Source organism: Tardiphaga sp. 841_E9_N1_2, from assembly GCF_051811065.1.
Classification (GTDB): Bacteria; Pseudomonadota; Alphaproteobacteria; order Rhizobiales; family Xanthobacteraceae; genus Tardiphaga; species Tardiphaga robiniae.
The window spans coordinates 2,553,872-2,576,340 of record NZ_JBPWQC010000001.1 but is presented as its reverse complement, the minus strand read 5'-3'; the positions used below and the strand labels follow the sequence as shown (position 1 = coordinate 2,576,340).

The window sequence follows — 22,469 nt, the reverse complement described above, 5'->3', positions numbered from 1 at the left end:
CGCTAAATCCGCACAATTCCCTTTACGCAATTTTAGAACCTCAGCGTCATCTTCCCTTCGTCGACCAAGAAGGTCGCTCGTTGTGTCTACCAGGAAGGTAACCAAACATGTCCGGCATTACACTCTCGTCCTCCGTCCGTCAGAACCTGCTCTCACTGCAGTCGACCGCGGACCTTCTCTCCACCACTCAGAACCGCCTCTCGACCGGTAACAAGGTCAACTCGGCGCTCGACAATCCCACCAACTTCTTCACGGCCCAGGGCCTGAACAACCGCGCCGGCGACATCAACAACCTGCTTGATGGCATCGGCAACGGCGTTCAGATCATTCAGGCTGCCAACACCGGCATCACCTCGCTGCAGAAGCTCGTCGACTCCGCGAAGTCGATCGCCAACCAGGCGCTGCAGACCACGGGTGGCTACTCCACCAAGTCGAACGTCTCCACCACGATCACCGGCGCGACTGCTTCCGACCTCCGTGGGACGGCTTCGTTCAGCAACGCTGTCGCTTCCAGCAACGTGCTCACCGACGGTACGGCTGGTGGCGTGACCGTTGCGGCTCTCGCTGATACGCTCGGCGGCATCGCAGGCACGTTCAACGGCTCGGTCGTTCAGGATAACGCCGGTACTCCGGCGAACATCACCGGTGCTACACTGCTCTACGGTGCGACCGGTGCTCTCGCGGCTGACGCAACCGCTTCCACGTTCAAGGATGGTGACGTTCTGACGGTGAATGGCAAGACCATCACCTTTAAGACCGGTGCCGCTCCAACCGCCGGCACGATCCCAACTGGCTCGAGCTATAGCGGCAACACGGTAACCGATGGTTCGGGCAACCAGACCGTCCTTCTGAATGCCGCGACGAATGTGGCCGACGTAACCAACGCTATCGACCTTGCGAGCGGTGTTCGTACCGTGACCTCGGTTGCAAACGGTGTTGCGACTTTGAGTGGCGCGGCTGCAACCATCACTGGTGGTTCGATCGCCCTCAAGACGACGACGGGTGCCAATCTGCAGATCGATGGCAAGGCTGACAGCCTGAAGGCTCTCGGTCTGACGTCTTCGAGCGGTTCGGGCAATGCGTCGGTGACTGCCTATCGTTCGACTTCCTCCGCCACGCTCGGCACGCTGATCGAAGCGGGTTCGACCCTGAACGTGAATGGCAAGACCATCACTTTCGCGTCGGGCAATGCTCCGTCGGCTTCGGCCACCCACACCGGTGTGTCCGGCAAGCTGGAAACCGACGGCAAAGGTAACTCGACCGTTTATTTGGGTGACGCGACTGTCGCGGACATCTTGAAGGCAGTCGACCTCGCCACCGGCACTCAGACTGCAACGCTTGCTGCGGGCGGTGCTACCCTCGCGACAACGGCCGGCACGACGAACTCGTCCATCGGCGCTGATGGTACCTTGAAGTTGAGCACGGGCATCACGTCCGACCTCAGCATCTCCGGCACCGGCAACGCTCTTAAGGCGCTCGGTCTTGGTGGCAACACCGGCAATGCCCTGAGCTTCACTGCTAACCGTGGTTCGACCCCGGGCAGCGTGGACGGCAAGACGCTGAGCTTCACCTCGTTCAATGGCGGTACCGCAGTTGACGTCACCTTTGGCGACGGCACCAACGGCACCGTCAAGACGCTCGACCAGTTGAACTCCAAGCTGCAGGCCAACAACCAGACGGCAACGCTCGACGCTTCGGGCAAGCTGACCATCTCGACGAGCAATGACTACGCTTCGTCGACGCTGGGCGGCACCGCTGGCGGCGTGATCGGCGGCACGGCAACCAGCCTGCTCTCGTTCTCGACTGCAGCAGCACCGGTGGCTGATGCGACTGCTCAGGCAACTCGCGCCAACTTCGTCAACCAGTTCAACGGCATCCTCGAGCAGATCAAGACCACGGCACAGGACTCGTCGTTCAACGGCGTCAACCTGCTCGGTGGCGACACGCTCAAGCTGACGTTCAACGAAACCGGCAAGTCCACGCTGAACCTCACCGGCGTCGATTTCGGACCGGCCGGCCTCGGCCTGTCCAGCCTGACTTCGGGCACGGACTTCCTGGACAACGCTGCGACCAACAAGGTGCTCACCACGCTGAACACCGCGTCGAGCACGCTGCGTGCCCAGGCTTCGGCCTTCGGTTCGAACCTCTCGATCGTGCAGACCCGTCAGGACTTCTCGAAGAACCTGATCAACGTTCTGCAGACCGGTGCGTCGAACCTGACGCTCGCCGACACGAACGAGGAAGCGGCCAACAGCCAGGCGCTGTCGACCCGCCAGTCAATCGCCGTCTCCGCGCTGTCGCTGGCCAACCAGTCGCAGCAGGGCGTTCTCCAGCTGCTCCGTTAATCGCGGCGCACTGACAAGACGAAAACCAGGCGGCGGGGCAGAAAGCCCCGCCGTTTTTCGCTGTCACAATCGCAACTCAAAGGCCCGAAAAGCTTATGCTTTTCGGGCCTTTGCCATTTTGGGACAGTTTTATGAAAGCCTTAATCCGCTGTTAACCATATCTTAAATGGTCGTCGGTCATATTCGGCCCGTGTAGGAAGCAGGTAGGTCGAGAATCGACCGCGTTTAATCCGGGATCGCCGTCAGGCGGGCCGAGATTCCTCTTCCAGAAGGGCGTCAAACTTCACCGGCAGCGTCGCGGCGAGACCGAGTCTCGTCCCAGACGTACCATGCGTAATGCGACCCGAAGGTCGGCATGCGCGGGGAACAGGAAGGTTACAACATGTCAGTCGTTCTCTCGGCGTCAGTTCGTCAGAATCTGCTTTCGCTGCAATCCACTGCTGATCTGTTGTCGACCACCCAGAACCGGTTGGCGAGCGGCAAGAAGGTCAACACGGCCCTCGACAACCCGACCAATTTCTTCACGGCAGCAGGCCTCGACAGCCGCGCCAGTGACATCAACAATCTGCTCGATGGTATCGGTAACGGTGTGCAGATCCTGCAGGCGGCCAATACCGGCATCACCTCGCTGCAAAAGCTCGTGGATACCGCTAAGTCGCTCGCGAATCAGGCGCTGCAGACCCCCGTGGGCTATTCGACCAAGTCGAACGTCTCCACCACCATCGCGGGCGCAACACCGGACGATCTGCGCGGCACCCAGACTTTCGCCAGCGCGACGGCTACCAGCAACGCGGTGTATAACGGCACGGCCGGCGGTACGACGCCGGTCACTGGAGGCACCACGCTGGGCGGCGTGGCGGCATCGCTGATCGGTACGGCCGCGCCTGACGGCGCCGGTACTGCGGCGTCGCTGTCCGGCACGTTGAAACTGATCGGTACGCCTGCCGGCGCGGCGACCATCGGCGCCACGGCACAGCCGAACGACGGCGACACCATGATGGTGAACGGCAAGACGATCACCTTCCGAACCGGGCCGGCACCCACCGCGGCCACCGCTCCCGTGGGGCTTGGCGTCGATAGCGTCAATACCAACGTGGTTACCGATGGCAACGGCAACTCTACGGTCTATCTTGGTACGGCGGGCGCCCCGACCGGTAGCGTGGCCGACCTGACCAAGGCCATTGATCTCGCTAGCGGTGTTCAGAAAGCCGTCATTTCCAACGGCGTCGCGACGGCTTCAGCGTCGTCCGGCACCGTCGCGTCGATTGCCGCCGGCGTCCTCACGCTGTCGACGTCCACGGGGTCGGATCTCAACATCAGTGGAAAGGCGGATTTGCTGAAGCAGCTCGGCCTGACGACATCGGTCGGCGCCGGAACGGTTTCCGTCTCGCAATCGCGCACGACGGCTCCGGGCACCATCGGAAATCTGATCCAGAGCGGCTCGACACTTTACGTCAATGGCAAGACCATCACGTTCAAGGATGCGTCCGTTCCGGCAGCGGCCAACATCCCGGCCGGCTCCGGCTCGCCGGTCGGCTCCAACCTCGTCACGGACGGTAGTGGCAACACGACGGTCTATCTCCAAGGCGGCAAGATCTCCGACGTTCTCACGGCCATCGATCTCGCCACTGGCGTGCAGACTGCGGTCAATAACGCCGCGACTGGCGTGGCCGCTCTAACCACCACGCAGGGTTCTACCGCATCGACCGTTGCCGCCAACGGTACGTTCAAGATCAGCACCGGCACGATCCAGGATCTGTCGATCAGCGGCAGCGGCAATGCTCTCTCGGCACTCGGCCTCGCCGGCAACACCGGCACGTCGACCGTGTTTACTGCGGCACGCGCCGCGGGTCCGGGTGGCATCAGCGGCACGACGCTGACCTTCACGTCGTTCAAGGGCGGCACACCGGTCAATATTACATTCGGCGACGGCTCCAACGGCACCGTCAAGACGCTCGCGCAGCTGAACGTTGCACTGGCCGCCAACAATCTGGCAGCCACGGTCGATGCGACCGGCAAGCTGGTGATCGCGGCGGGCAACGACTACGCGTCGTCGACCATGGGCTCGGTGCTCGATGGCGGTACCATGGGCGGCACCGTGACGTCGGCGCTGAGCTTCACCAGCGCTGCGCCGCCGCTTGTCGATCTGCCGTCACAGTCGACCCGCGCCAACTTGGTTGCGCAGTACAATAACCTCATCACCCAGATCACCACGACGTCGCAGGATGCATCCTTCAACGGCGTCAACCTGCTGGCCGGTGATACGCTCAAGCTGGTGTTCAACGAAACCGGCAAGTCGACGCTGAACATCACCGGCTCGGAATTGACGCCCGCCGGTCTGGGCCTGCCGACGCTCATTTCAGGCAGCGACTTCATCGACAACGCGTCGACGAACCAGACACTGAGCCAGCTCAATATGGCCAGCACGCAGCTGCGCTCGCTGGCTTCGGCGCTCGGCTCGAATCTCTCGATCGTGCAGATCCGTCAGGACTTCGCGAAGAACCTGATCAACGTGCTGCAGACCGGTTCGTCCAACCTGACGCTGGCCGACACCAACGAGGAAGCCGCGAACAGCCAAGCGCTGTCGACCCGGCAGTCGATCGCCGTCTCGGCGCTGGCGCTGGCCAACCAGTCGCAGCAGAGCGTGCTCAAGCTGCTCCAGTAAGTCTGGCGGCCGCACCGAGATCACCGAACGGCGGGGGAAACTCCGCCGTTTTTCGTTGGTCGCGGGGTGGTCAGAGGCGCGTCGCCGGGTATCCTGGCTTTCCCCAGACTGAAGATGCGGCGGCTGAACGCTGGTATTATTCGAATCGCAGGCGTATTTTCGGGGTTTCTGGATACTGCATGCCCGCCCGAAACGTGGCACCAGATACCATTGGCTTTGCATGTGGCCTCACGGCCGCTGCGGGGAAGGAGAGCTGAATGCCTTTGCGAGTCGAACTGAAGCCGGGTGAGCGAATCATCATCGGTCAGAGCGTGATCACCAATTCCGATACGCGCACGGCGTTCCTGATTGATGGCGATGCACCGATCATGCGTGAGAAGGACATTCTCACGGCGGAGACTGCTACGACGCCGGTCAAACGAGTCTATCTCTGCGTGCAGATGATGTATCTGGAGAACGATATCCCGGCGTATCAGGAGCTATATCTCGGCTTCATCAAGGAATTGATCGAAGCGGTTCCAAGTTTTCGCGAGACGATTGAGGACGTCAGTAAGCTTATTTTAAGCGGCGCGCTTTACAAAGCACTCAAGGAATTACGTCCGCTAATCAAGCGGGAAGAAGAGTTTTTGAGGTAGCGAATGTCGATCGGTGCTCAAGCCTACGCGCGTACTGCCCAGACCACGGCGACACCGAGAGACATCGAAGCGCAAGCCCTTCTGAAAGCAGCGCGCAAGCTGCAGGACGTCGTGGCAAACTGGGACCATACCGATGCTGGTCTCGACGAAGCTCTTCTGTTCAATCGCAAGCTCTGGTCGATCTTCGTTGGCGATGCCATCAATGACCAGAATCCGGAATCGACCGAGATCCGCCAGAATATCGCCAATATCGGCATCTTCGTGCTGACGCAGTGCACCGCCTTGCAGCATGTTCGCCAGGTCGAACATCTGCAGTCGCTGATCGATATCAATCGCAATATCGCCGCAGGTCTGTCCGGGCGTCCGTGAGCCTCCCTGAAATCCGTAACGATAGCTTAGTGATCGGCGATGCCTAATAGCGCCGGATCAGCGGGCGATTCGAAACCGCGCCCGACGGGGCTGAGATGGCAGACGTTCTGAGCATTCTTTCGACGGCTTACAAGACCACCGTGCCGATCACGGCAGGTAAGTATGTGGCGGTGGATCCCGAAACCTATAAGGGTAGCTGGGAAGGCAAGTACGCCAACGGCAAGAAGTTCGAAATAGCCATCTCGCAGGTCGACGGCTTTCGTGCTCAGGTGAAGTACAAGAGCGAAGGAACCGTCAAGTATCAGCAGGTGCTGATCAAGGATAATTCGTTCCGGGTGGGCGATACGAAGTTCCAGCTCAACGGCGACAACAAGGCGATCATCAAGACCGTCGTGACCGATGCCGCGACGGGCAGCACCTATCTTGATACGGCCTACGCCACGCGCGATACGTGATCGGCGCAGTTAGACGCTGCGATCCGTTTCCATACGTCGATCAAGCAACTTTGCGTCCTGCTTCAGCGTATCCATGGCGCGCAGATAGGCGCGGGAACGCAGTCGCGATTCCTCGGGATACTGATCGATCACCTGGTTGGACTTCTTGTCCACAGATACGAAGACGATCTCGCCTGCGCCCTTGTCGATGATGACTTCCTTGGAGATGCGTTCGCTGTCAATCTGCTGGTAGTTCGCCGCAGAAATGTTCGGCTGCAGTACACGGGGCGCTGCCGACACGGTCTTGTCCGGGGGGAGTTGCGTAGGCACAGCTTCGCGCACCGCTTCTGGTGCGGGTCGTATCACCGGCGTGGCAACCGGTGCCCCCACCGGTTTGATATTGAAGTCGGCACCCATGGCAGCCCTCCTGGCTCCATTCGATAAATCCCGACCCGTTCCCAAACGACATTATGCACCGAACGGCTGAATCCGGTGCTTACTTGCGCGCTGCAATTTAAGTCAAAAGATAGCAATGCTGCGGCGCATCACTCGCGCCCGCGGCCGTATGATCGGTTATACGATCAAAGTGACCGACTGACGACAATGGGCGTCATGTTGACCCGGCCCGGCTGAGCCTGCCGACCGGCCGCCGTATAGGTCTGCGGGATATTACGCTTCTGAACCTCGGCATTGACGCCGCGGACAATGCCTTCCGACACCGCATGCGCGGTGGCGAGCACGGTCAGATTGACCTGCAGCATCGCACGGAACACGTCATGGTGCTTGCGCAAGGCCGAGAGCAGGTCGGGCGTCGTCTGCGCGAGATATGTCTGGCTGATTTTGAGCAGCGAGATCATCGCAATGTAGCGACGCGAAATGTCCGCTTTCGGAGCTTCGAGCTTGATGGCCTCGCGGATATGGCCGTTGCGGACCAGCGTCGTCTCCTGTTCGATGACGGCGAGCAGCTCGTTCATCACCTTCATGAGTTCGTCGGCGAGCTGACGGGCTTCCATCAGCGTTGCGACCGAACGCGGTGCGGCGGTCGGGGCGGCTTGCTGGCGTTGCGCATTGTTCATGGCGGTGTCCTCTGCGATCAGCTGGCGCGATTGGCTTGCTGGATGATGAGTGAACGAAAGACTTCGTTGGAGATGCCGACGCCGCCGGCCTTGGCGAAGGACTTCGAATATTCGTCTGTCAGCATCGAGCGCCAGGCACCGGTGCCGGTGGTGTCGCCGAACGGGCCTTCGCCCTTGATGCCTGATGTCATCTGCGAGAACATCGTGTTGATGAACATCGCCTCGAAATCTTCGGACTGCTTGCGCGTCTTGGCCTGAGCTTGCGGCGATACTTTCTGCAGCGCATCGATCAGGTTCTGATCGGGGCGGCCGTTGATGGTCGGGTGCTTGGCCTGATAGGCGGCGACTGCGGTGTTGACGTTCATCACATCACCTCGATGTCGGCCTGGATGGCGCCCGCGGCCTTGATGGCCTGCAGGATGCCGATCAGGTCGCGCGGGCCGATGCCGAGGCCATTGAGACCGTCGACGAGCTGCTGCAGCGACACACCGTCCTTCACCAGAGCGAATTTCTTGCCGTCCTCGGTCACGCCGACACGCGTACTTGGCGTGACGACAGTGCGGCCGTTGGAGAATGCATTGGGCTGGCTGACATTGGCGCTCTCCGAAATCGTCACGGTGAGATTGCCTTGCGCCACGGCGACAGTGGCGACGCGCACGTCGCGGCCCATCACGATGATGCCGGAGCGTTCGTCGATGATGATCTTGGCGGCCAGATCCGGTTCGACCTGCAGCTGCTCGATCTCCGTGAGCAGGGCAACAACGTTGCCCTTGAACTCCGGCGGGATCGACAGTTGCACGGTGGAGGGATCGATCGGCTCGGCGGTCTTGGATCCCAGGAAGTCGTTGACGGCGGCGGCAATGCGCTTGGCTGTGGTGAAGTCGGGGTTGCGCAAAGCGAGGCGTACATTGGGCAGGCGGTTCAGCGCGAATTCGATCTCGCGCTCGATGATGGCGCCATTGGCGATGCGGCCAACGGTCGGCACGCCGCGGGTGATGCTGGCAGCAGCGCCTTCGGCGGCAAAGCCATTGATGGCGAGGGAGCCCTGGGCGACGGCGTAGACATTGCCGTCAGCGCCGAGCAGGGGGGTGACCAGCAGGGTACCGCCGGTCAGGTTCTTGGCATCGCCGAGCGCCGAGACGGTGACGTCCATGCGGGTGCCCTGGGTGCCGAAGGCGGGCAGGTTGCCGGTGACCATGACGGCGGCCACGTTGCCGGTGCGCAGCGTCTGGCCACGAATGTTGACGCCCATGCGTTCCAGCATCGCCTGCAGCGACTGGCGGGTGAACGGGATGTTGTTGAGGGTGTCGCCGGTGCCGTTGAGGCCGACCACGAGACCGTAGCCGATCAGCTGGTTCTGCCGGACGCCTTCGATATTGGCGAGATCCTTGATCCGCGACGTCGCATGTGCCGACACCGCCTGCACGAGCAGCACAAGCAGCACCGCACAGGCCGTCTGACAGAATCGGATCGAAGGTAGGCTCGGCATCCTCTGCTCCCCGCTGAGGTCTTCACTGGGCCGCTCGCCACTCCCATGACGACGATCCAGCCTTCACTATGCGAGCGCTGTGCCAGTGGCTTTTCGTGGATTAAGATGCTGATTTATAATAGGAATAATAAAAGCGCGCGGGCTGCATGGTGGTCTGCGCCCCGGCGAATGTGCCGCCTGCGGCAGATTTTGCCGGGCTGTTTACGATTGATTAACCATAAAAGACGACCTTTCCGGATGGAGGTCCGTTTACGCTCGCGATGGTACTGAGCGAACGGCAAGCCGCCGTGGGCCGGGATTGGCCATCACCCTCGCTGGACACGCCGATGCGCATTTACGGACCGAACGGCACTACATTCGGAGCCCCGTCGTCAGGAGCGAAGAAAACCAGTTCGACCGGGTTTTCGTTGCCTGATGCGACACCGACCTCCGAGACCAAACCGACCGTAGCGCCTCGGGCGGCCAACAGCATCGATGCGCTTCTGGCCATGCAGAGCGTCGAAGATCCCATGGAGCGTCGCAAGCGCTCGGTGAAGCGCGGCCGCGGTGCGCTCGATGTCCTCGACGAACTCAAGATCGGCCTGCTCACGGGCTCGATCAATCCGGCCATGGTGGCGCGGTTGCGCAGTGCGGCAGCCAACCTCAAGGAATCATCCGGCGAACCCGGTCTGGACGCCGTGCTCTCCGAGATCGAGCTCCGGGTCGAAGTTGAGCTGGCCAAGGCCGGCCAGGTCTAAGTCGGCGAGGCCGGCCCCAAGCGCGGCTGAAACCCGCATAAGCCGTATGGCTGCTCGGATGTCTCTTGGACCAATGGACCGCGCCGGGGTTGTGGTGCGCTGCAGCAGCACGGTTCCGACCATGAAACCGGGCGGTGGACGGCGGTTCTGGAGGTATCCTGACGTTATTGTCTGTCACATGACGTCGCTATATAAGCTGCGGCGCGGCCGGTCATTTCCGGCGCCTTGCACGCATAGATGGATTGGCCTTGGACAAGTTGAAAAGCTATCGCCCCTCCGAAAAAGAGCCTTTCATGAACGACCGGCAGCGCGACTATTTCCGCGCGAAATTGCTGGCCTGGAAGGAAGAAATCCTCCGTGAATCGAAACTCACCCTGCAGGCTTTGCAGGAGGAGAACGTCAATCACCCCGACCTCGCCGACCGTGCATCGTCGGAAACCGACCGCGCCATCGAACTGCGGGCGCGCGACCGGCAGCGCAAGCTGATCTCCAAGATCGACGCCGCGCTGCTGCGCATCGAGGATAATACCTACGGCTATTGCGAGGAGACCGGCGAGCCGATCTCGCTCAAGCGGCTAGAAGCCCGCCCGATCGCAACACTCTCCGTGGAAGCTCAGGAGCGCCACGAGAAGCGCGAAAAGGTCTATCGCGACGAATAGTCTTTCAGATGCCAAACGGCCGCCCCATCGGGCGGCCGTTTTTCATTTCGGAGTTCCGGAAGGCAATCACGCATGCTGTGCGATGCAGTGATCTGCGATGACTGCACTGCAGCACGGCGACATTCTTAAACACGGGAATATGAACGTCATCATTCGCCGATAGGACGTAGGCTTGCTCCAGAAAAAAACGGGAGGATGAACAATGGCTGCGCCTGCCTCTTATGATCCCGATACGATCGCGCTGATGCGGAATGTTCTTCAAAAGGTCGTCGCAAGGGTGCCGGAGCAGCACCGCACCTCCTGCAATCAGGCCGCGATCGCCTCGCGCATCCTTGCGACTGCTGCGCAGGGCCGGCGTTCTGAAGACGTCCTGACCACAGAGGCTCTTGCCGAGGTGAAGGAGATATTCACCGGACCCGCCGGGATGAGGCGACTTCATGAAGACCTGACCAGGGTCTTCGGCTGAACTCCAGAATCGAGGAGTTGCAGTGGCGCGAGCGTCGGTTCGCGCTAGCAACGCTGCGCACCGTTGCCAAGCAGGATGGTGGTCGCTACCCGTTAGTCATATGTCGGCATGAGCCGTGTGACGAGCGAAGGGACCGCCGATGGAAAAGTATCTCGCGATCGCCGAAATCCTGGCTTACGTCCGCCATAACCGCACGCCGCTCGCCGTATTGCCGCCAGACGCGGTCCCGCATGACGAGGCCGATGGCTATCGCGTACAGGACGCGCTTCACAATTTGCTGTCGCCCGATTTCGGCTTGCAGGTCGGTTACAAGATCGGCTGCACAAGCGCGGTGATGCAGCAATATCTCGGTATTTCGCATCCTTGCGCCGGCGGACTCTATATGAGCGGTGTTCATGCCGCCGGAACGTCGCTGCGCTACAACGATTATGTACATGTCGGCGTGGAGTGTGAAATTGCGGTCCAGCTCGCGAGCGATCTGATGCCGTCGGGCGAGCCGTTCACAGCTGATGACGTCGCAACAGCGATCGATGCCTACCATCCGGCTATCGAGATCGTCGATGATCGTTATGCGGACTGGCGCAGTATGGATGCGCCGACACTGATCGCAGATGATTTCTTTGCGGCAGGATGTGTTCTGGGTGCGCCTGTTACTCGTGGCAAGGCGCCTGATCTTCTGTCGGTGATTGGACGTGCCGTCGTTAACGGCACGGAAGTGGGGCGCGGCAATGGCGCCGATGTTCTTGGTCATCCACATCATGCACTGGCTTGGCTTGCCAACCATCTCGCGGCCCGAGACAAGATATTGTGCGCCGGAGACTTCGTACTGACGGGCAGCCTGGTGCAGACGGCGTGGCTCAATGCCGGAGATCACGTCCGAATGGAATTGCTCGGCCTTGGCAGCGTCGAGGTGGATTTCAAGAGCTGACGAATGATTGCGCCGCGTTTCGAGTCCGTCCAGAACGACGACGGCCTTCCGCCAGGGGAGCTGACGGAAGGCCGCGCGTGAACACCTCATCGCGTGGGAGCACGATGAGATGTGGGAGCTCGTAACGTTAGAAGGGCAGCAGCACGTCCATCACTTGCTGGCCGTAGCGCGGCTGCTGGACATCCGAAATCTGACCGCGGCCGCCATAGGCGATGCGGGCTTGGGCGATCTTGGCGCTGTCGATGGTGTTGTCGCTCTGAATGTCTTCCGGGCGCACGATGCCGGCTACGATCAGTTCGCGGATTTCGTAGTTGACGCGGATTTCCTGCTTGCCCTCAACCACGAGGTTGCCGTTCGGCAGCAATTGCGTGACCACTGCGGCAACGCTGGTCTGCAACGCTTCCTGCCGTGCGACCGATCCCTTGCCGTCGCTCGACGACGATCCGTCAGCCGTCAGCAGACGGCCGGGCAGGACCGAGGCGGCCGAACCTGTCAGCAGCTTGCTGCCCGCAAAGTCGGTGATCCCCGAGTTTTCCGTATTGGTGCGGCTGCGCTGGGTCTCGTTGGCGATATTGGCCTTGTCGGTGAAGTTCACGGTGACCGTGAGAATGTCGCCGATCTGGCGTGCGCGCTGATCCTTGAAGAAGGCGCGCGATCCGCTGCGCCATAGCGAGTTGGCGTTGTAGGACGCGACCTCCGGCTTCGGCATCGGCATCTGCACCGGCTTGTAGCCAGGCTGTGTCGTTGGGTTTTCTATCGCCGTGAGCGCCGGTTTCTCGCCGATGGACGCGAGGCGGTCGATCGATGAACAGCCGCTGGCAGCAAGGCCGACCGTCAGAAGCGTAGCGCCGGTGGCGAAGGGACGATGGAACTGGAACATCAACTTTACTCAGCTTTTCGAGAAACAGGCACGTGGTCGTTGGCAGCAAGCGCGACGGGAGAGGTGGCAGCGGGAGAGTCGGTCAGGGGAGGTCTGGCCTGGGAGATTTTTTCGGACGGGAGAGACTCGCGGGTTGGAGCAAGAGTTGGCGCGGGAGTTTCGACTTGCGCGGGGAGACGCGGCGATGGAGCGGAGACGGCGACCTGGCCGCGACCGACCACGACGCCGGAGACGGTGCGCTTGGACTGCAGGTTGATCACATTGACCACGTCGCCTTCGGTGCCGCCTTCGATGGCCTTGCCGCGCAGCGTGAGATAGAGGCCGGCAGTTTCGTAGATCAGCGTTACTGCCTGATCGCGGGTGACCAAGTCTGGCTTGGCGAGGTCGGCATTGCGGATTGCCTGACCGGCGCGCAGTTGGCGGCGGCTCTGCATGCCCACGGCGCGGTCGCGCGTTACGCCATCGTTACCGACTTCGGCTTTCGGGCGACGCTCGACAACAACATCGGAAGATTTCAGCACTTCATTGCGTTCGACGCCGCGGACCAGCACCGCCGCTTCCACGGTCTCAACGGCAATGCCGGTGAAACGCAGCTTGGTGGCAGACACGTTGGCGTCGTTGCCGATCGCAAAGGTGACGTCGAAACGGCCGCTGCGCGCGTCGAACCGGGCCGCGACGGGCTGCAACGCGCCGGTATTGCTGGCGTCGAGCTGCAGGCCCTGGACTTCGCGGTCGAAAGTGAGGCTGAGATTGGCGGCGGCACCAAGGCCGTGGCGGTTCTCCAGCGCTTGCGCGACCTGGTTCTCTATATCCTTGCTCTCGATGCTGCGCGACAGCCGTGTCACGGTAATGGACTTGAGCTCGCGTGTATCGACGCCGATCACCTGATGCTGCCGCAACGCCGCGATGACCTGCGCGGTCGATAGCGTGCCGACGGTGCCGAGATCGGGCGCCCGATAGATTGCGATCTGCGCGGTGGGGCCGGCATTGTCGATGACATCGCCAATCCGCACCACGTCGCTGGAGACCGTGACGTTGGCGCGCAGCGTTGGCGATGCGATGACCTCGTCGCGCTGCGCTTGGCCGAGCGCAGCAGTGGCCGCTGCAGCGAGCAGGGCGGTGGCGAGGAGAAGCGAACGCATGGCTGATGTCATGATCATTCTCCTCAGCGGAACATGCCGGCGGTGGATTGCAGCATCTGGTCGGCAGCGCTGATGACCTTGGCGTTCATCTCATAGGCGCGCTGCGCGGCGATCAGGTCCGAGATTTCGGTGACCACTTCGACGTTGGCCATTTCGAGGTTGCGCTGCTGCATGTCGCCGAAGCCGTCGGCATTGGCGACGCCGTCCTGCGGTGGGCCGGAGGCAGGTGTTTCGGTGAACAGGTTGTCACCGATCGAATTGAGACCGGCCTTGTTGATGAAGCGGGTGAGGCTGATCTGGCCGAGAACGGTCGGGGTCGTCGAGCCCGGCACGATGACCGAGACCTGGCCCTGCGCATTGATCGAGAGTTGCGACGACGCCTGGGGAATCGAGATCGTTGGCTGCAGAAGGTTGCCCTGCGGGTTGACGATGCGGCCCTGCTGGTCAGTGGAAAACGTACCATCGCGGGTATAGGCGAAGGTGCCATCGGTGAGCTGGATCTTGAAGAAGCCTTCGCCGCGGACCGCGATATCGAGATCGCCGCCGGTTGCCGACAGCGTGCCCTGGGTCATCATGCGCGGAGTGCCGACGGTCTTCACGCCGCCGCCGATATCGACGCCGACCGGAATGACTGTGCCCTGATCCGATGCTTGCGCACCGACGCGGCGAACGTGATCGTAGATGAGGTCCTGGAATGCGGCGCGCTGCTTCTTGAAGCCGGTCGTGCGCATGTTGGCGATATTGTTCGAGATGACCTGGACGTTGAGTTCCTGGGCCGCCATCCCGGTCGCTGCAGTGTAAAGAGCGCGCATGGGTCAGATTCCTTAAGCCGGAACGTCGGCAAGTTTTTCGATGGCGGAGCGCCGCGCGTCGCCTTGCGACTGCAGCATGTTGGACAGCTCGGTGTAGGCGCGGGTGACGTCGATCATCCGGGTCATTTCGACGACCGAGCTGACGTTCGACTTCTCGATGAAGCCCTGATTGAGCTTCGACGTGGTGGAAGGCTGCGGATTGGCGCCGGGACCGGCCGAGAACAGGTTGGAGCCTTCCTTCACCAGCCGCTGGGGCTGCGCGAAATTGACCATGCGGATCTTGCCGCGCACGGAGTCGATGCGGTTGATGCCTTCGAGCACCGTGACCGTGCCGTCTTGCGAGATGTTGATGTCGTGGTCGGTCTGCTGGAACACGATCGGGCCATTGGCGCCGAGCACCGGTGCGCCCGACGCTGTCACGAGCTGGCCCTGCGAATTGATCTGCATGCCGCCGTCGCGGGTGTAGCGCTCGCCGTTCGGGGTCTGCACCGCGAGGAAGGCGTTGCCGTCGATGGCGACATCCAGCGGATTCTTGGTCTGCTCGGTCGCGCCGCCGGTGAAATCATGCATCGTGGCGCGGTCCTGCACGAAGGACACGCGGCGGTCGCGGCCGACGAAGTTGTCTTCGCGGGCGGCCGGGCTCAGATATTCCTCGAAAATCGTCCGCTCGGCCTTGAAGCCGCTCGTGTTGATGTTCGCAATGTTGTTCGCCACGACGTCCATCTGACGCCGAAGCGTCATCTGCCGCGACAGTCCGACGAGAAGCATATTCTCCATCGGTGGTTCTCCCCTAAGTTCGCGCGGATCGCTCTCCCAAGCTCGCCGCGGATCCCGTAAACCGCACAGCTCTCCCAAGCCGCGGTTCGCTAAGGTGAGTAGCGAAAGCCGTGCCAAGTCAAAAAGCTGATATTTTTCAACTTGTTGGTAGTTTTCGAGGCGCGAAAACGGGCGGCAGAAAGGTCTTGTTGACCATATTTGCCGGCAGAATTTTCCTAGTTGAGCGTCAAAAGAAAGATTCCGTTAACCATTGCGACCTAGCGTCACGATCACACAGGGCCTTGGGCGCTGGCAGCATTTGTATCGCGTCTTTAAAGCCTGCTTTGCAGCATCGAGCTCATCCCAACCCCGGACGGGCAGGCGATGGCGGATACGGAAACTTCAGAAAGCACCCCGACCGGGGACGAGGCGACAGCTCCCAAGAGTAAATTCAAGCTGATCGCAATCGTCGTGGGCGTGCTGGTTCTTGCAGCGGGCGGCGGCGGCTGGTTCTTCCTGAAGGGGCACCCCAAGGAGGAGAAGAAAGAGGCGGCGCCGGCTGCGAAGCCGCTCGCCTTCATCGATGTGCCGGAGATTTTGGTGAACCTTGCCGGTCAGCCCGGCGAGCGCGTGCAATATCTCAAGGCCAAGATCGTGCTCGAGGTGAAGGAAGCGCCGCTCGTGGCGCAGATCACGCCGTCGATGCCGCGTATCACCGACATGTTCCAGGTTTACCTGCGCGAACTGCGCACCACCGATCTGAACGGCTCCGTTGGCATGTTCCGGCTGAAGGAAGAGCTGACGCGGCGCGTCAATGCCGCGATCTCTCCTCATCACGTGAACGCTGTACTGTTCAAGGAAATCCTCATTCAGTGAGGAATTGGATTTAGGCTGATGTCTACCGAACAGGTCGATCAGGACGCAATTGCCGCCGAATGGGAAGCTTCTCTGGATTCAGAGGATCCCGTTGAGGCGGCGAAAGCGGCTGCCGAAAACGAACTCACCGGCACTATGGCGGAGCAATGGGCCGCCATGGTCGAGGACGGCGGTCGCGATATCGGCGGCGGCAAGAACGGCGGCGAGCGCGTTCTCTCGCAGGAAGAAATCGACAACCTCCTCGGCTTCAGCGTCAACGAGGTTCATCTCGACGAGAATTCCGGCATTCGCGCCATCATCGATTCCTCGATGGTGTCGTATGAGCGTCTGCCGATGCTCGAAATCGTGTTCGACCGTCTGGTGCGGTTGATGACCACGAGCCTGCGCAATTTCACCTCCGACAACGTCGAAGTCTCGCTCGATCGCATCACTTCGGTGCGTTTCGGCGACTATATGAATTCGATTCCGCTGCCAGCCGTGCTGTGCGTGTTCAAGGCAGAGGAGTGGGAGAATTTTGGCCTCGCTACCGTCGATTCCAGCCTGATCTATTCGATGATCGACGTGTTGCTCGGCGGTCGCCGCGGCCAGGCTTCGTTGCGCATCGAGGGCCGTCCCTATACCACCATCGAAACCAATCTGGTGAAGCGCCTGATCGAAGTCGTGTTGGCCGATGCCGAGCAGGCGTTCCGGCCACTGTCGCCCGTGGCCTTCACCATCGACCGGCTTGAAACCAATCCGCGCTTCGCCGCCATCAGCCGTCCAGCCAATGCCGCCATCCTGGTGCGCCTGCACATCGACATGGAAGACCGCGGCGGCAATATCGAATTGCTGCTGCCCTATGCGACGATCGAGCCGATCCGCGCCGTGCTCATGCAGATGTTCATGGGCGAAAAATTCGGCCGTGATCCGATCTGGGAAAGCCATCTCGCCACTGAAATTGCTCAGGCCGAGATCGCCGTCGACGCCGTGCTGTATGAGGCGGAGATCCCGTTGAAGCAGCTGATGCTTCTCAAAGTGGGCGATACGCTGCCGCTGGAAATGCGTGCGGATGCCCTTGTTGCCGTGCGTTGCGGAGCCGTGACCTTGACTGAAGGTCGCATGGGCCGTGTCGGCGACCGCGTTGCCATTAGAGTCACGAAACAATTACGCAAGCCTAACACAACCTTCGCCATGTTTGAGAAGGCTGATGAGCAAACTAAATTGATGGAGGCACAATGAGTCATTCATTAGGAATTGTGATCGAGAGCCTGGTTGCGGTGCTTCTGATCCTGACCATCGCCTATTGCATGTTGCTCAATAAGCGCCTGAAGCGCCTCAAGGCGGACGAGCAATCGTTGAAGGCCACGATCGGCGAGCTCATCACCGTGACCGAGATCGCCGAGCGTGCGATCGGCGGACTCAAGCTTACCGTGCGCGACGTCAACGAGAATCTCGGCAGCCAGATTTCGGCGGCAACGGCGCTGGCCGATCAACTGAAAGCGCAGCTCGCCGAGAGCGATGCCGTCGTGCGCCGGCTGTCGAAGATCGCGGTGGCGGCACGGCCGCTCACCGAAACCGACCCTGATGCGCCGCGGGTATCCGCAGCGCGGGCTAATGCCGCGGCAGCGCAGGCGTTTGCCGAACGGAGGAGGCCTGACGGCATCGCTGCATGAAAGCTTTTCGGGACGTTCGTATTCTTCCTGTCGTCTTGGTGGCGGTTTTCGGGCTGGCGATTCTCAAGATCGCCGGCCTGGTGATCGATGGCGGCTACGTGTTCAATTATGATCCGCAGCCTCAGCCTACGAAAGGATCGTGGGCGCAGGAGATGTTCAACTTCCCGGGCGGCAAGCCAGTGGACGGCGACATTACCGGCTCGGTGTCAGCCAAGAAGGAAGAGCCGAAGCCCGCGGTAGCGGCGCCTGCAGCGATCGAACCGACCAGCAACCCGCCTGTCGAACTGTCTCCTCAAATCTCGCCTGCTGAACGCGCGATCCTCGAACGGCTGCAAGCGCGCCGTCAGGAACTGGAAGCGCGGGCACGCGAGATCGACATTCGCGAGAGCCTGCTGAAGGCCGCCGAAAAGCGCATCGAAACCCGCGTCGATGAATTGAAGGGCGTCGAAGCCGGTATCAAGACGGCGAACGACCAGAAGAGCGAAGTCGATGCTGCCCGCTTCAAGGGTATCGTCACCATGTATGAAAGCATGAAGCCGAAGGACGCCGCGAAGATCTTCGACCGGCTGGAAATGCCGGTGCTGTTCGAGATCGCCTCGCAGATTGCGCCTCGGAAGATGTCCGACATTCTCGGTCTGATGCAGCCGGAGGCCGCCGAACGCCTCACCGTTGAACTGGCGCGCCGCGCCTCGGGCGGCGAACGATCTGCCGCGGCGGTCGAACTGCCCAAGATCGAAGGCAGGCCGATCCAGCAGGGCCGGAATTAAAGAAATTAATTAACAAATCCTTAGAGCGCGGAATCTAGATTCGACACAGGGCGAACGATCGGTCGTCCTTCGAGCATCGGGCTGAGAGACACTTCTGAATGGCACGGACGGCTGCCGTTGCATGTTGGACGCAAGCTCGCGCATGGACGCGGGCCGTTCGACGTTGTGCCGTCGTCGCGGGCATTGTCTGTCTTGCGCTGTCGTCCCCGGATGCCGCATCTGCGCAAGCGGTGAGGGGCACCGCGAGCATGGGCACGTCGGGCGGCTATGGCCGCATCGTGCTGAAGCTTGCCGAGGACGTGGAGTCCGAGGTGACGCAAGCCGGCACCATTCTCGTCATTCGCTTCAAGCGGCCTGTCGATATTCCTGTCGAGATTCTCGGCGACGCCGCCCCCGACTATATCGGCTCCGCACGCCGCGATCCCGATGGCACGGCGATCCGTCTCGCTTTGTCACGCAGGGTGACCGTCAATTCGATGACGGCGGGTGAGCGCATCTTCATCGATCTGTTGCCCGACAGCTGGAAGGGCATGCCGCCCGGTTTGCCGCAGGATGTGGTCAAGGAATTGTCGGAGCGTGCGCGCGCGGCAGAGCGCGCCTTGCGCCAGCAACGCGCTGCCGCGGAAAGCCAGAAGAAGCCGCCGATCCGCGTGCGCGCATCCGTGCAGCCGACCTTCGTGCGCTTCGTGTTCGAGACCGGCGGCGTCGGTGTGTCGTCGGTGCTGAACGAGAAGACGCTGACGCTGACCTTCAACGCCGGTCTGGTGTTCGATCTCGCCGATGCCAAACTGTCTGCACCCGCCAATGTCGCATCGATCGGTCAGGCGATGGACGGCAACCGGACCGCCGTCGAGATCGGCTTGATCGGCGACGTCGATGTGAAGTCGTTCCGCGAGGACAAGAGCTACGTCGTCGACATCGGCTTCCAGCAGAATGAAAAGCCGTCGCCGCTGGCCAAGCTGCCGGTGGCCGCTCCTGCGGACGACAAACCGCCGGTTGCGGCGAAGCCTCCAGAGGTCGAAAAGCCCGCCAGCGTTCCGGCACAGCGCTCCGGCGAGATCGTGCCGCCGACCTCCGAGACGATCGCAAAAGAGATCGTTCCGGAGAAGAAGGTCGAGGTTGCGACGGCTGCACCGGCAGCGCCCGTCGCGGCAGCGAAGCCGGAAGAGCCAAAGCCCGAGGCGGCCAAGGTCGCTGAATCACCCAAGCCTGCGCCGGCAGCCGAGCCTGTTGTCGTAGCTCCTGCGAAAGAAACACCGCCGCCTGCGCCTGTCGTTGCGGCGGCCCCTGTTGCTGCACCTGTTGCTGCTGCGCCGACCGAACCGGCGGGCATGCCGGTTGAGGTCAAGCGCAGCAGCGACGGCGTGCGCATAGCCTTTGCCTTTCCATCGCAAACGCCGGTCGCTTTGTTTCGTCGCGGCGATATCCTGTGGCTGGTGGCAGATTCGACGCGGCCCATCGACACCGCGCCGATCCGCCGTGATAGCGGATCGATCATTGCCGATGTGAGCACGATCCCGCTGGAGAAGGGGCAGGCGATCCGCATCCGCCTTAACCGCCCGCAATTGGCCTCTCTCACGACCGACGATCCCGCCGGCGCAGGACAGGCCTGGTCGCTGATGCTCGCCGACACCCGGCAGACACCGTCGCAGCCGCTGTCGGCCGTGCGCAATATTGCCGATCCCTCGCGCGCCAGCGTGCAGGTGCCATTGGCCAAGCCCGGTCTCAAGCATCGCCTGGTCGATCCGGATGCCGGCGATACGCTCAATATCATCACCGCGCTGCCACCATCGCGCGGCTTCATCCGTCGCCAGGACTTCGTTGAATTCTCGTTGCTGGAATCGATTCACGGCGTGGTGGTTCAGGTGAACTCCGACGACGTGTCCGTTGAAGCCAGTATCGACAAGGTGATGCTCACCAAGCCCGGCGGCCTGACGCTGTCTGCCGCCGATGCGGCGCCGCAGCGCGCCTCGACGGTCGCCCGGCCGATCTTCGATGTCGGCCAGTGGCGCAAGGATCAGGAAGGCCCGTTCAACGCGCGCTTCGACGAGTTGATCGACGCGATGTCATCGGCCGAAGCTAGTTCGCTGCCGCAGGCGCGGATGGATCTGGCCAAATTCTATATGGCGCGCGGCATGTACCACGAGGCCAAGGGCGTCGCCGATCTCGCGATCGCGGACACCAAGGTCGGCGAGGAAAGCCCTGTCGCGCTGATCGTTCATGCGGTGGCCAGCGCAATGATGGGGCGTCCCGAACAGACCCTGAAGGATATCGCCAATCCGGTGCTCGGGCCGGGTTACGATGGTGAATTGTGGAAGGCGCTCGCCTACGCCAAACAGGAAAAATGGGTCGAGGCGCGCGAGCGTTTCAAGAATGCCGAGTTCACGCTCGCCGCGCTGCCGGCCGATCTGCAGCGTGCGGCCCTGATGCTCGCGCTGCGGGCCTCGCTCGAGGTCAAGGACTATGCCGGCGCGTCGTCGCGCGGCAGTGAGCTCGAAACGGTCGGCATCTCGCCGGAGATCAAGCCCGCGGCCATGCTGCTCAGCGGCTGGCTCGATGAGGCGCTCGGCCGCGAGAAGGATGCGCTGTCGAAGTATCAGGACGTCACCGGGTCGGTGGATCGTCAATCCGCAGCGGAAGCCAAGCTGCGCGAAATCAATTTGCGCCAGAAGCGCAACGAGATCAGCAGCGAGGACGCGCTGCATGATCTCGAAGTGCTGGCAGTGACCTGGCGCGGCGACGGCACGGAAGTGCAGGTGCTGCAGATCCTGTCGCGCATGTATGCCGAACTCGGCCGCTACAATGACTCGCTGCTGGCCGCCCGTACAGCCACCGAGCGCCAGGCCAACAGCGAAGCCGCGCGCCAGGTGCAGGACGAGGCGCAAGCGCTGTTCTCGCAAATTTATCTGTCGCCAAAGGGCGACAGCCTGCCGCCGGTCGATGCGCTGGCGATGTTCTACGAGTTTCGCGAGCTGACCCCGATCGGCCGCCGCGGCGACGAAATGATCCGCCGTCTTGCAGATCGTCTCGTGGCCGTCGATCTGCTCGATCAGGCCGCCGAGCTTCTGCAGTATCAGGTCGATCACCGTCTCGAGGGCGCTGCACGCTCGCAGGTCGCTGCGCGTCTAGCGATGGTCTATCTGATGAGCCGCAAGCCCGACCGCGCCATCGCCGCGCTGCGTACCACGCGGATCGCCGATCTCAATGGCGAGCTGCGTCAACAGCGGCTGCTGCTCGAGGCGCGGGCGCAAAGTGACATCGGCCGCCGTGAGCTAGCGCTCGACATCATCTCTCATGTCAGCGGACGCGAAGCGATCCGGCTCCGCTCGGATATCTACTGGTCGTCGCGGCGCTGGCGCGAGGCCTCCGAGCAGATCGAACTCTATTATGGCGACCGCTGGCGGGATTTCTCGCCGCTGACGCCAAGCGAAAAGAGCGACATCATCCGTGCTGTCGTGGGTTATGCGCTGGCGGAAGACGCCCTCGGTCTCGCGCGTTTCCGCGAAAAGTATGCGCCGCTGATGAATGTCGGTGCCGACAAGATCGCCTTCGACACCGCGAGCAAGCCGACCTCGACCAACTCTTCGGAATTTGCCGCCATTGCCAAGATGGCCGCGTCCGTCGATACGCTCGACGGCTTCCTGCGCGAGATGAAGACGCGCTTCCCCGAAAGCAGCGCCAAGGCGATCCTGCCAGGTGCCAGTGCCGATCCGATGCCGACCGGCTCGGTGCCGCCGCGACCGGTGGTCAATGTCCGCAAGATCGAGATGACGCGGTAGGG

At 61.7% G+C, this 22,469-nt stretch carries 22 protein-coding genes; 14 read left to right on the top strand and 8 right to left on the bottom strand.

What is annotated here, in order from left to right; genetic code table 11:
- Positions 1–107 precede the first annotated feature (107 nt).
- The 5 genes from AB8A50_RS12510 (at position 108) to AB8A50_RS12490 (ending at position 6,469) form a co-directional block, all read left to right on the top strand.
- Positions 108–2,345 carry a DUF1522 domain-containing protein gene (locus AB8A50_RS12510; RefSeq protein ID WP_439077834.1) on the top strand — a complete coding sequence of 746 codons (2,238 nt, stop codon included), beginning with the start codon at positions 108–110 and terminating at the stop codon, positions 2,343–2,345.
- A 382-nt stretch (positions 2,346–2,727) separates the two neighbouring features.
- Positions 2,728–5,010 carry a DUF1522 domain-containing protein gene (locus AB8A50_RS12505; protein WP_231079898.1) on the top strand — a complete coding sequence of 761 codons (2,283 nt, stop codon included), beginning with the start codon at positions 2,728–2,730 and terminating at the stop codon, positions 5,008–5,010.
- Positions 5,011–5,267: 257 nt separating this feature from the next.
- Complete coding sequence (gene flbT, locus AB8A50_RS12500; protein ID WP_089265190.1) at positions 5,268–5,645, top strand: flagellar biosynthesis repressor FlbT; 378 nt, start codon at positions 5,268–5,270, stop codon at positions 5,643–5,645.
- Between the two features lie 3 nt (positions 5,646–5,648).
- Positions 5,649–6,014, top strand: coding sequence for a flagellar biosynthesis regulator FlaF (flaF, locus tag AB8A50_RS12495; RefSeq protein ID WP_439077833.1), 366 nt, complete (start codon positions 5,649–5,651; stop codon positions 6,012–6,014).
- Positions 6,015–6,109: 95 nt separating this feature from the next.
- Positions 6,110–6,469: a hypothetical protein gene (locus AB8A50_RS12490; protein WP_089265188.1), complete on the top strand. Its 360-nt coding sequence runs from the start codon at positions 6,110–6,112 to the stop codon at positions 6,467–6,469.
- Positions 6,470–6,478: 9 nt separating this feature from the next.
- Here the strand turns inward: AB8A50_RS12490 and AB8A50_RS12485 are convergent, their stop codons facing one another.
- The 4 genes from AB8A50_RS12485 to AB8A50_RS12470 form a co-directional block, all read right to left on the bottom strand.
- Complete coding sequence (locus tag AB8A50_RS12485; RefSeq protein WP_439077832.1) at positions 6,479–6,865, bottom strand: hypothetical protein; 387 nt, start codon at positions 6,863–6,865, stop codon at positions 6,479–6,481.
- A gap of 164 nt (positions 6,866–7,029) precedes the next feature.
- Positions 7,030–7,524 carry a hypothetical protein gene (locus AB8A50_RS12480; protein ID WP_439077831.1) on the bottom strand — a complete coding sequence of 165 codons (495 nt, stop codon included), beginning with the start codon at positions 7,522–7,524 and terminating at the stop codon, positions 7,030–7,032.
- 17 nt (positions 7,525–7,541) lie between these two features.
- A complete protein-coding gene (gene flgJ / locus AB8A50_RS12475) occupies positions 7,542–7,889 on the bottom strand; it encodes a flagellar assembly peptidoglycan hydrolase FlgJ (protein WP_089265185.1) in 348 nt (115 codons plus the stop codon).
- Positions 7,889–9,013 (bottom strand): flagellar basal body P-ring protein FlgI, encoded by a 1,125-nt coding sequence (locus tag AB8A50_RS12470; protein ID WP_089265184.1) that lies wholly within the window; start codon positions 9,011–9,013, stop codon positions 7,889–7,891. The genes flgJ and AB8A50_RS12470 overlap by 1 nt, the downstream gene beginning before the upstream one ends.
- 326 nt (positions 9,014–9,339) lie before the next feature.
- Here AB8A50_RS12470 and AB8A50_RS12465 point away from each other — a divergent pair, with 326 nt between their 5' ends.
- The 4 genes from AB8A50_RS12465 (at position 9,340) to AB8A50_RS12450 (ending at position 11,803) form a co-directional block, all read left to right on the top strand.
- The gene (locus tag AB8A50_RS12465; protein ID WP_089265694.1) at positions 9,340–9,750 is read left to right on the top strand and encodes a flagellar assembly protein FliX; all 411 of its coding nucleotides are present in this window, start codon (positions 9,340–9,342) and stop codon (positions 9,748–9,750) included.
- Between the two features lie 248 nt (positions 9,751–9,998).
- On the top strand, positions 9,999–10,409 hold the full coding sequence (gene dksA, locus AB8A50_RS12460; RefSeq protein ID WP_068735634.1) for an RNA polymerase-binding protein DksA: 411 nt from the start codon (positions 9,999–10,001) through the stop codon (positions 10,407–10,409).
- A 202-nt stretch (positions 10,410–10,611) separates the two neighbouring features.
- Positions 10,612–10,875 carry a hypothetical protein gene (locus tag AB8A50_RS12455; RefSeq protein ID WP_120291376.1) on the top strand — a complete coding sequence of 88 codons (264 nt, stop codon included), beginning with the start codon at positions 10,612–10,614 and terminating at the stop codon, positions 10,873–10,875.
- Positions 10,876–11,014: 139 nt separating this feature from the next.
- The gene (locus AB8A50_RS12450) at positions 11,015–11,803 is read left to right on the top strand and encodes a 2-keto-4-pentenoate hydratase (RefSeq protein WP_439077830.1); all 789 of its coding nucleotides are present in this window, start codon (positions 11,015–11,017) and stop codon (positions 11,801–11,803) included.
- 127 nt (positions 11,804–11,930) lie between these two features.
- Here AB8A50_RS12450 and flgH read toward each other — a convergent pair whose 3' ends face one another.
- Genes flgH through flgF form a run of 4 tightly spaced genes read right to left on the bottom strand, consistent with a single transcriptional unit; the run spans position 11,931 to position 15,414 of the window.
- The gene (gene flgH / locus AB8A50_RS12445) at positions 11,931–12,683 is read right to left on the bottom strand and encodes a flagellar basal body L-ring protein FlgH (RefSeq protein WP_120291875.1); all 753 of its coding nucleotides are present in this window, start codon (positions 12,681–12,683) and stop codon (positions 11,931–11,933) included.
- 5 nt (positions 12,684–12,688) lie between these two features.
- Positions 12,689–13,843: a flagellar basal body P-ring formation chaperone FlgA gene (gene flgA, locus AB8A50_RS12440; RefSeq protein WP_120291372.1), complete on the bottom strand. Its 1,155-nt coding sequence runs from the start codon at positions 13,841–13,843 to the stop codon at positions 12,689–12,691.
- A 5-nt stretch (positions 13,844–13,848) separates the two neighbouring features.
- Entirely contained in the window at positions 13,849–14,637 is a 789-nt protein-coding gene (gene flgG / locus AB8A50_RS12435) for a flagellar basal-body rod protein FlgG (protein WP_089265180.1), read from the bottom strand.
- Between the two features lie 12 nt (positions 14,638–14,649).
- Positions 14,650–15,414: a flagellar basal-body rod protein FlgF gene (flgF, locus tag AB8A50_RS12430; RefSeq protein WP_089265179.1), complete on the bottom strand. Its 765-nt coding sequence runs from the start codon at positions 15,412–15,414 to the stop codon at positions 14,650–14,652.
- A gap of 363 nt (positions 15,415–15,777) precedes the next feature.
- Between flgF and fliL the strand changes: the two genes are divergently transcribed.
- The 5 genes from fliL (at position 15,778) to AB8A50_RS12405 (ending at position 22,467) form a co-directional block, all read left to right on the top strand.
- Entirely contained in the window at positions 15,778–16,269 is a 492-nt protein-coding gene (fliL, locus tag AB8A50_RS12425) for a flagellar basal body-associated protein FliL (protein ID WP_120291370.1), read from the top strand.
- A gap of 18 nt (positions 16,270–16,287) precedes the next feature.
- Entirely contained in the window at positions 16,288–17,487 is a 1,200-nt protein-coding gene (fliM, locus tag AB8A50_RS12420; protein WP_410001823.1) for a flagellar motor switch protein FliM, read from the top strand.
- Complete coding sequence (locus tag AB8A50_RS12415) at positions 17,484–17,921, top strand: DUF6468 domain-containing protein (protein ID WP_089265176.1); 438 nt, start codon at positions 17,484–17,486, stop codon at positions 17,919–17,921. Before fliM ends, AB8A50_RS12415 begins: the two co-directional genes overlap by 4 nt.
- Entirely contained in the window at positions 17,918–18,688 is a 771-nt protein-coding gene (locus AB8A50_RS12410; protein WP_089265175.1) for a MotE family protein, read from the top strand. The genes AB8A50_RS12415 and AB8A50_RS12410 overlap by 4 nt, the downstream gene beginning before the upstream one ends.
- 98 nt (positions 18,689–18,786) lie before the next feature.
- Positions 18,787–22,467: a tetratricopeptide repeat protein gene (locus AB8A50_RS12405; RefSeq protein WP_439077829.1), complete on the top strand. Its 3,681-nt coding sequence runs from the start codon at positions 18,787–18,789 to the stop codon at positions 22,465–22,467.
- The last annotated feature ends 2 nt before the right edge of the window (positions 22,468–22,469 follow it).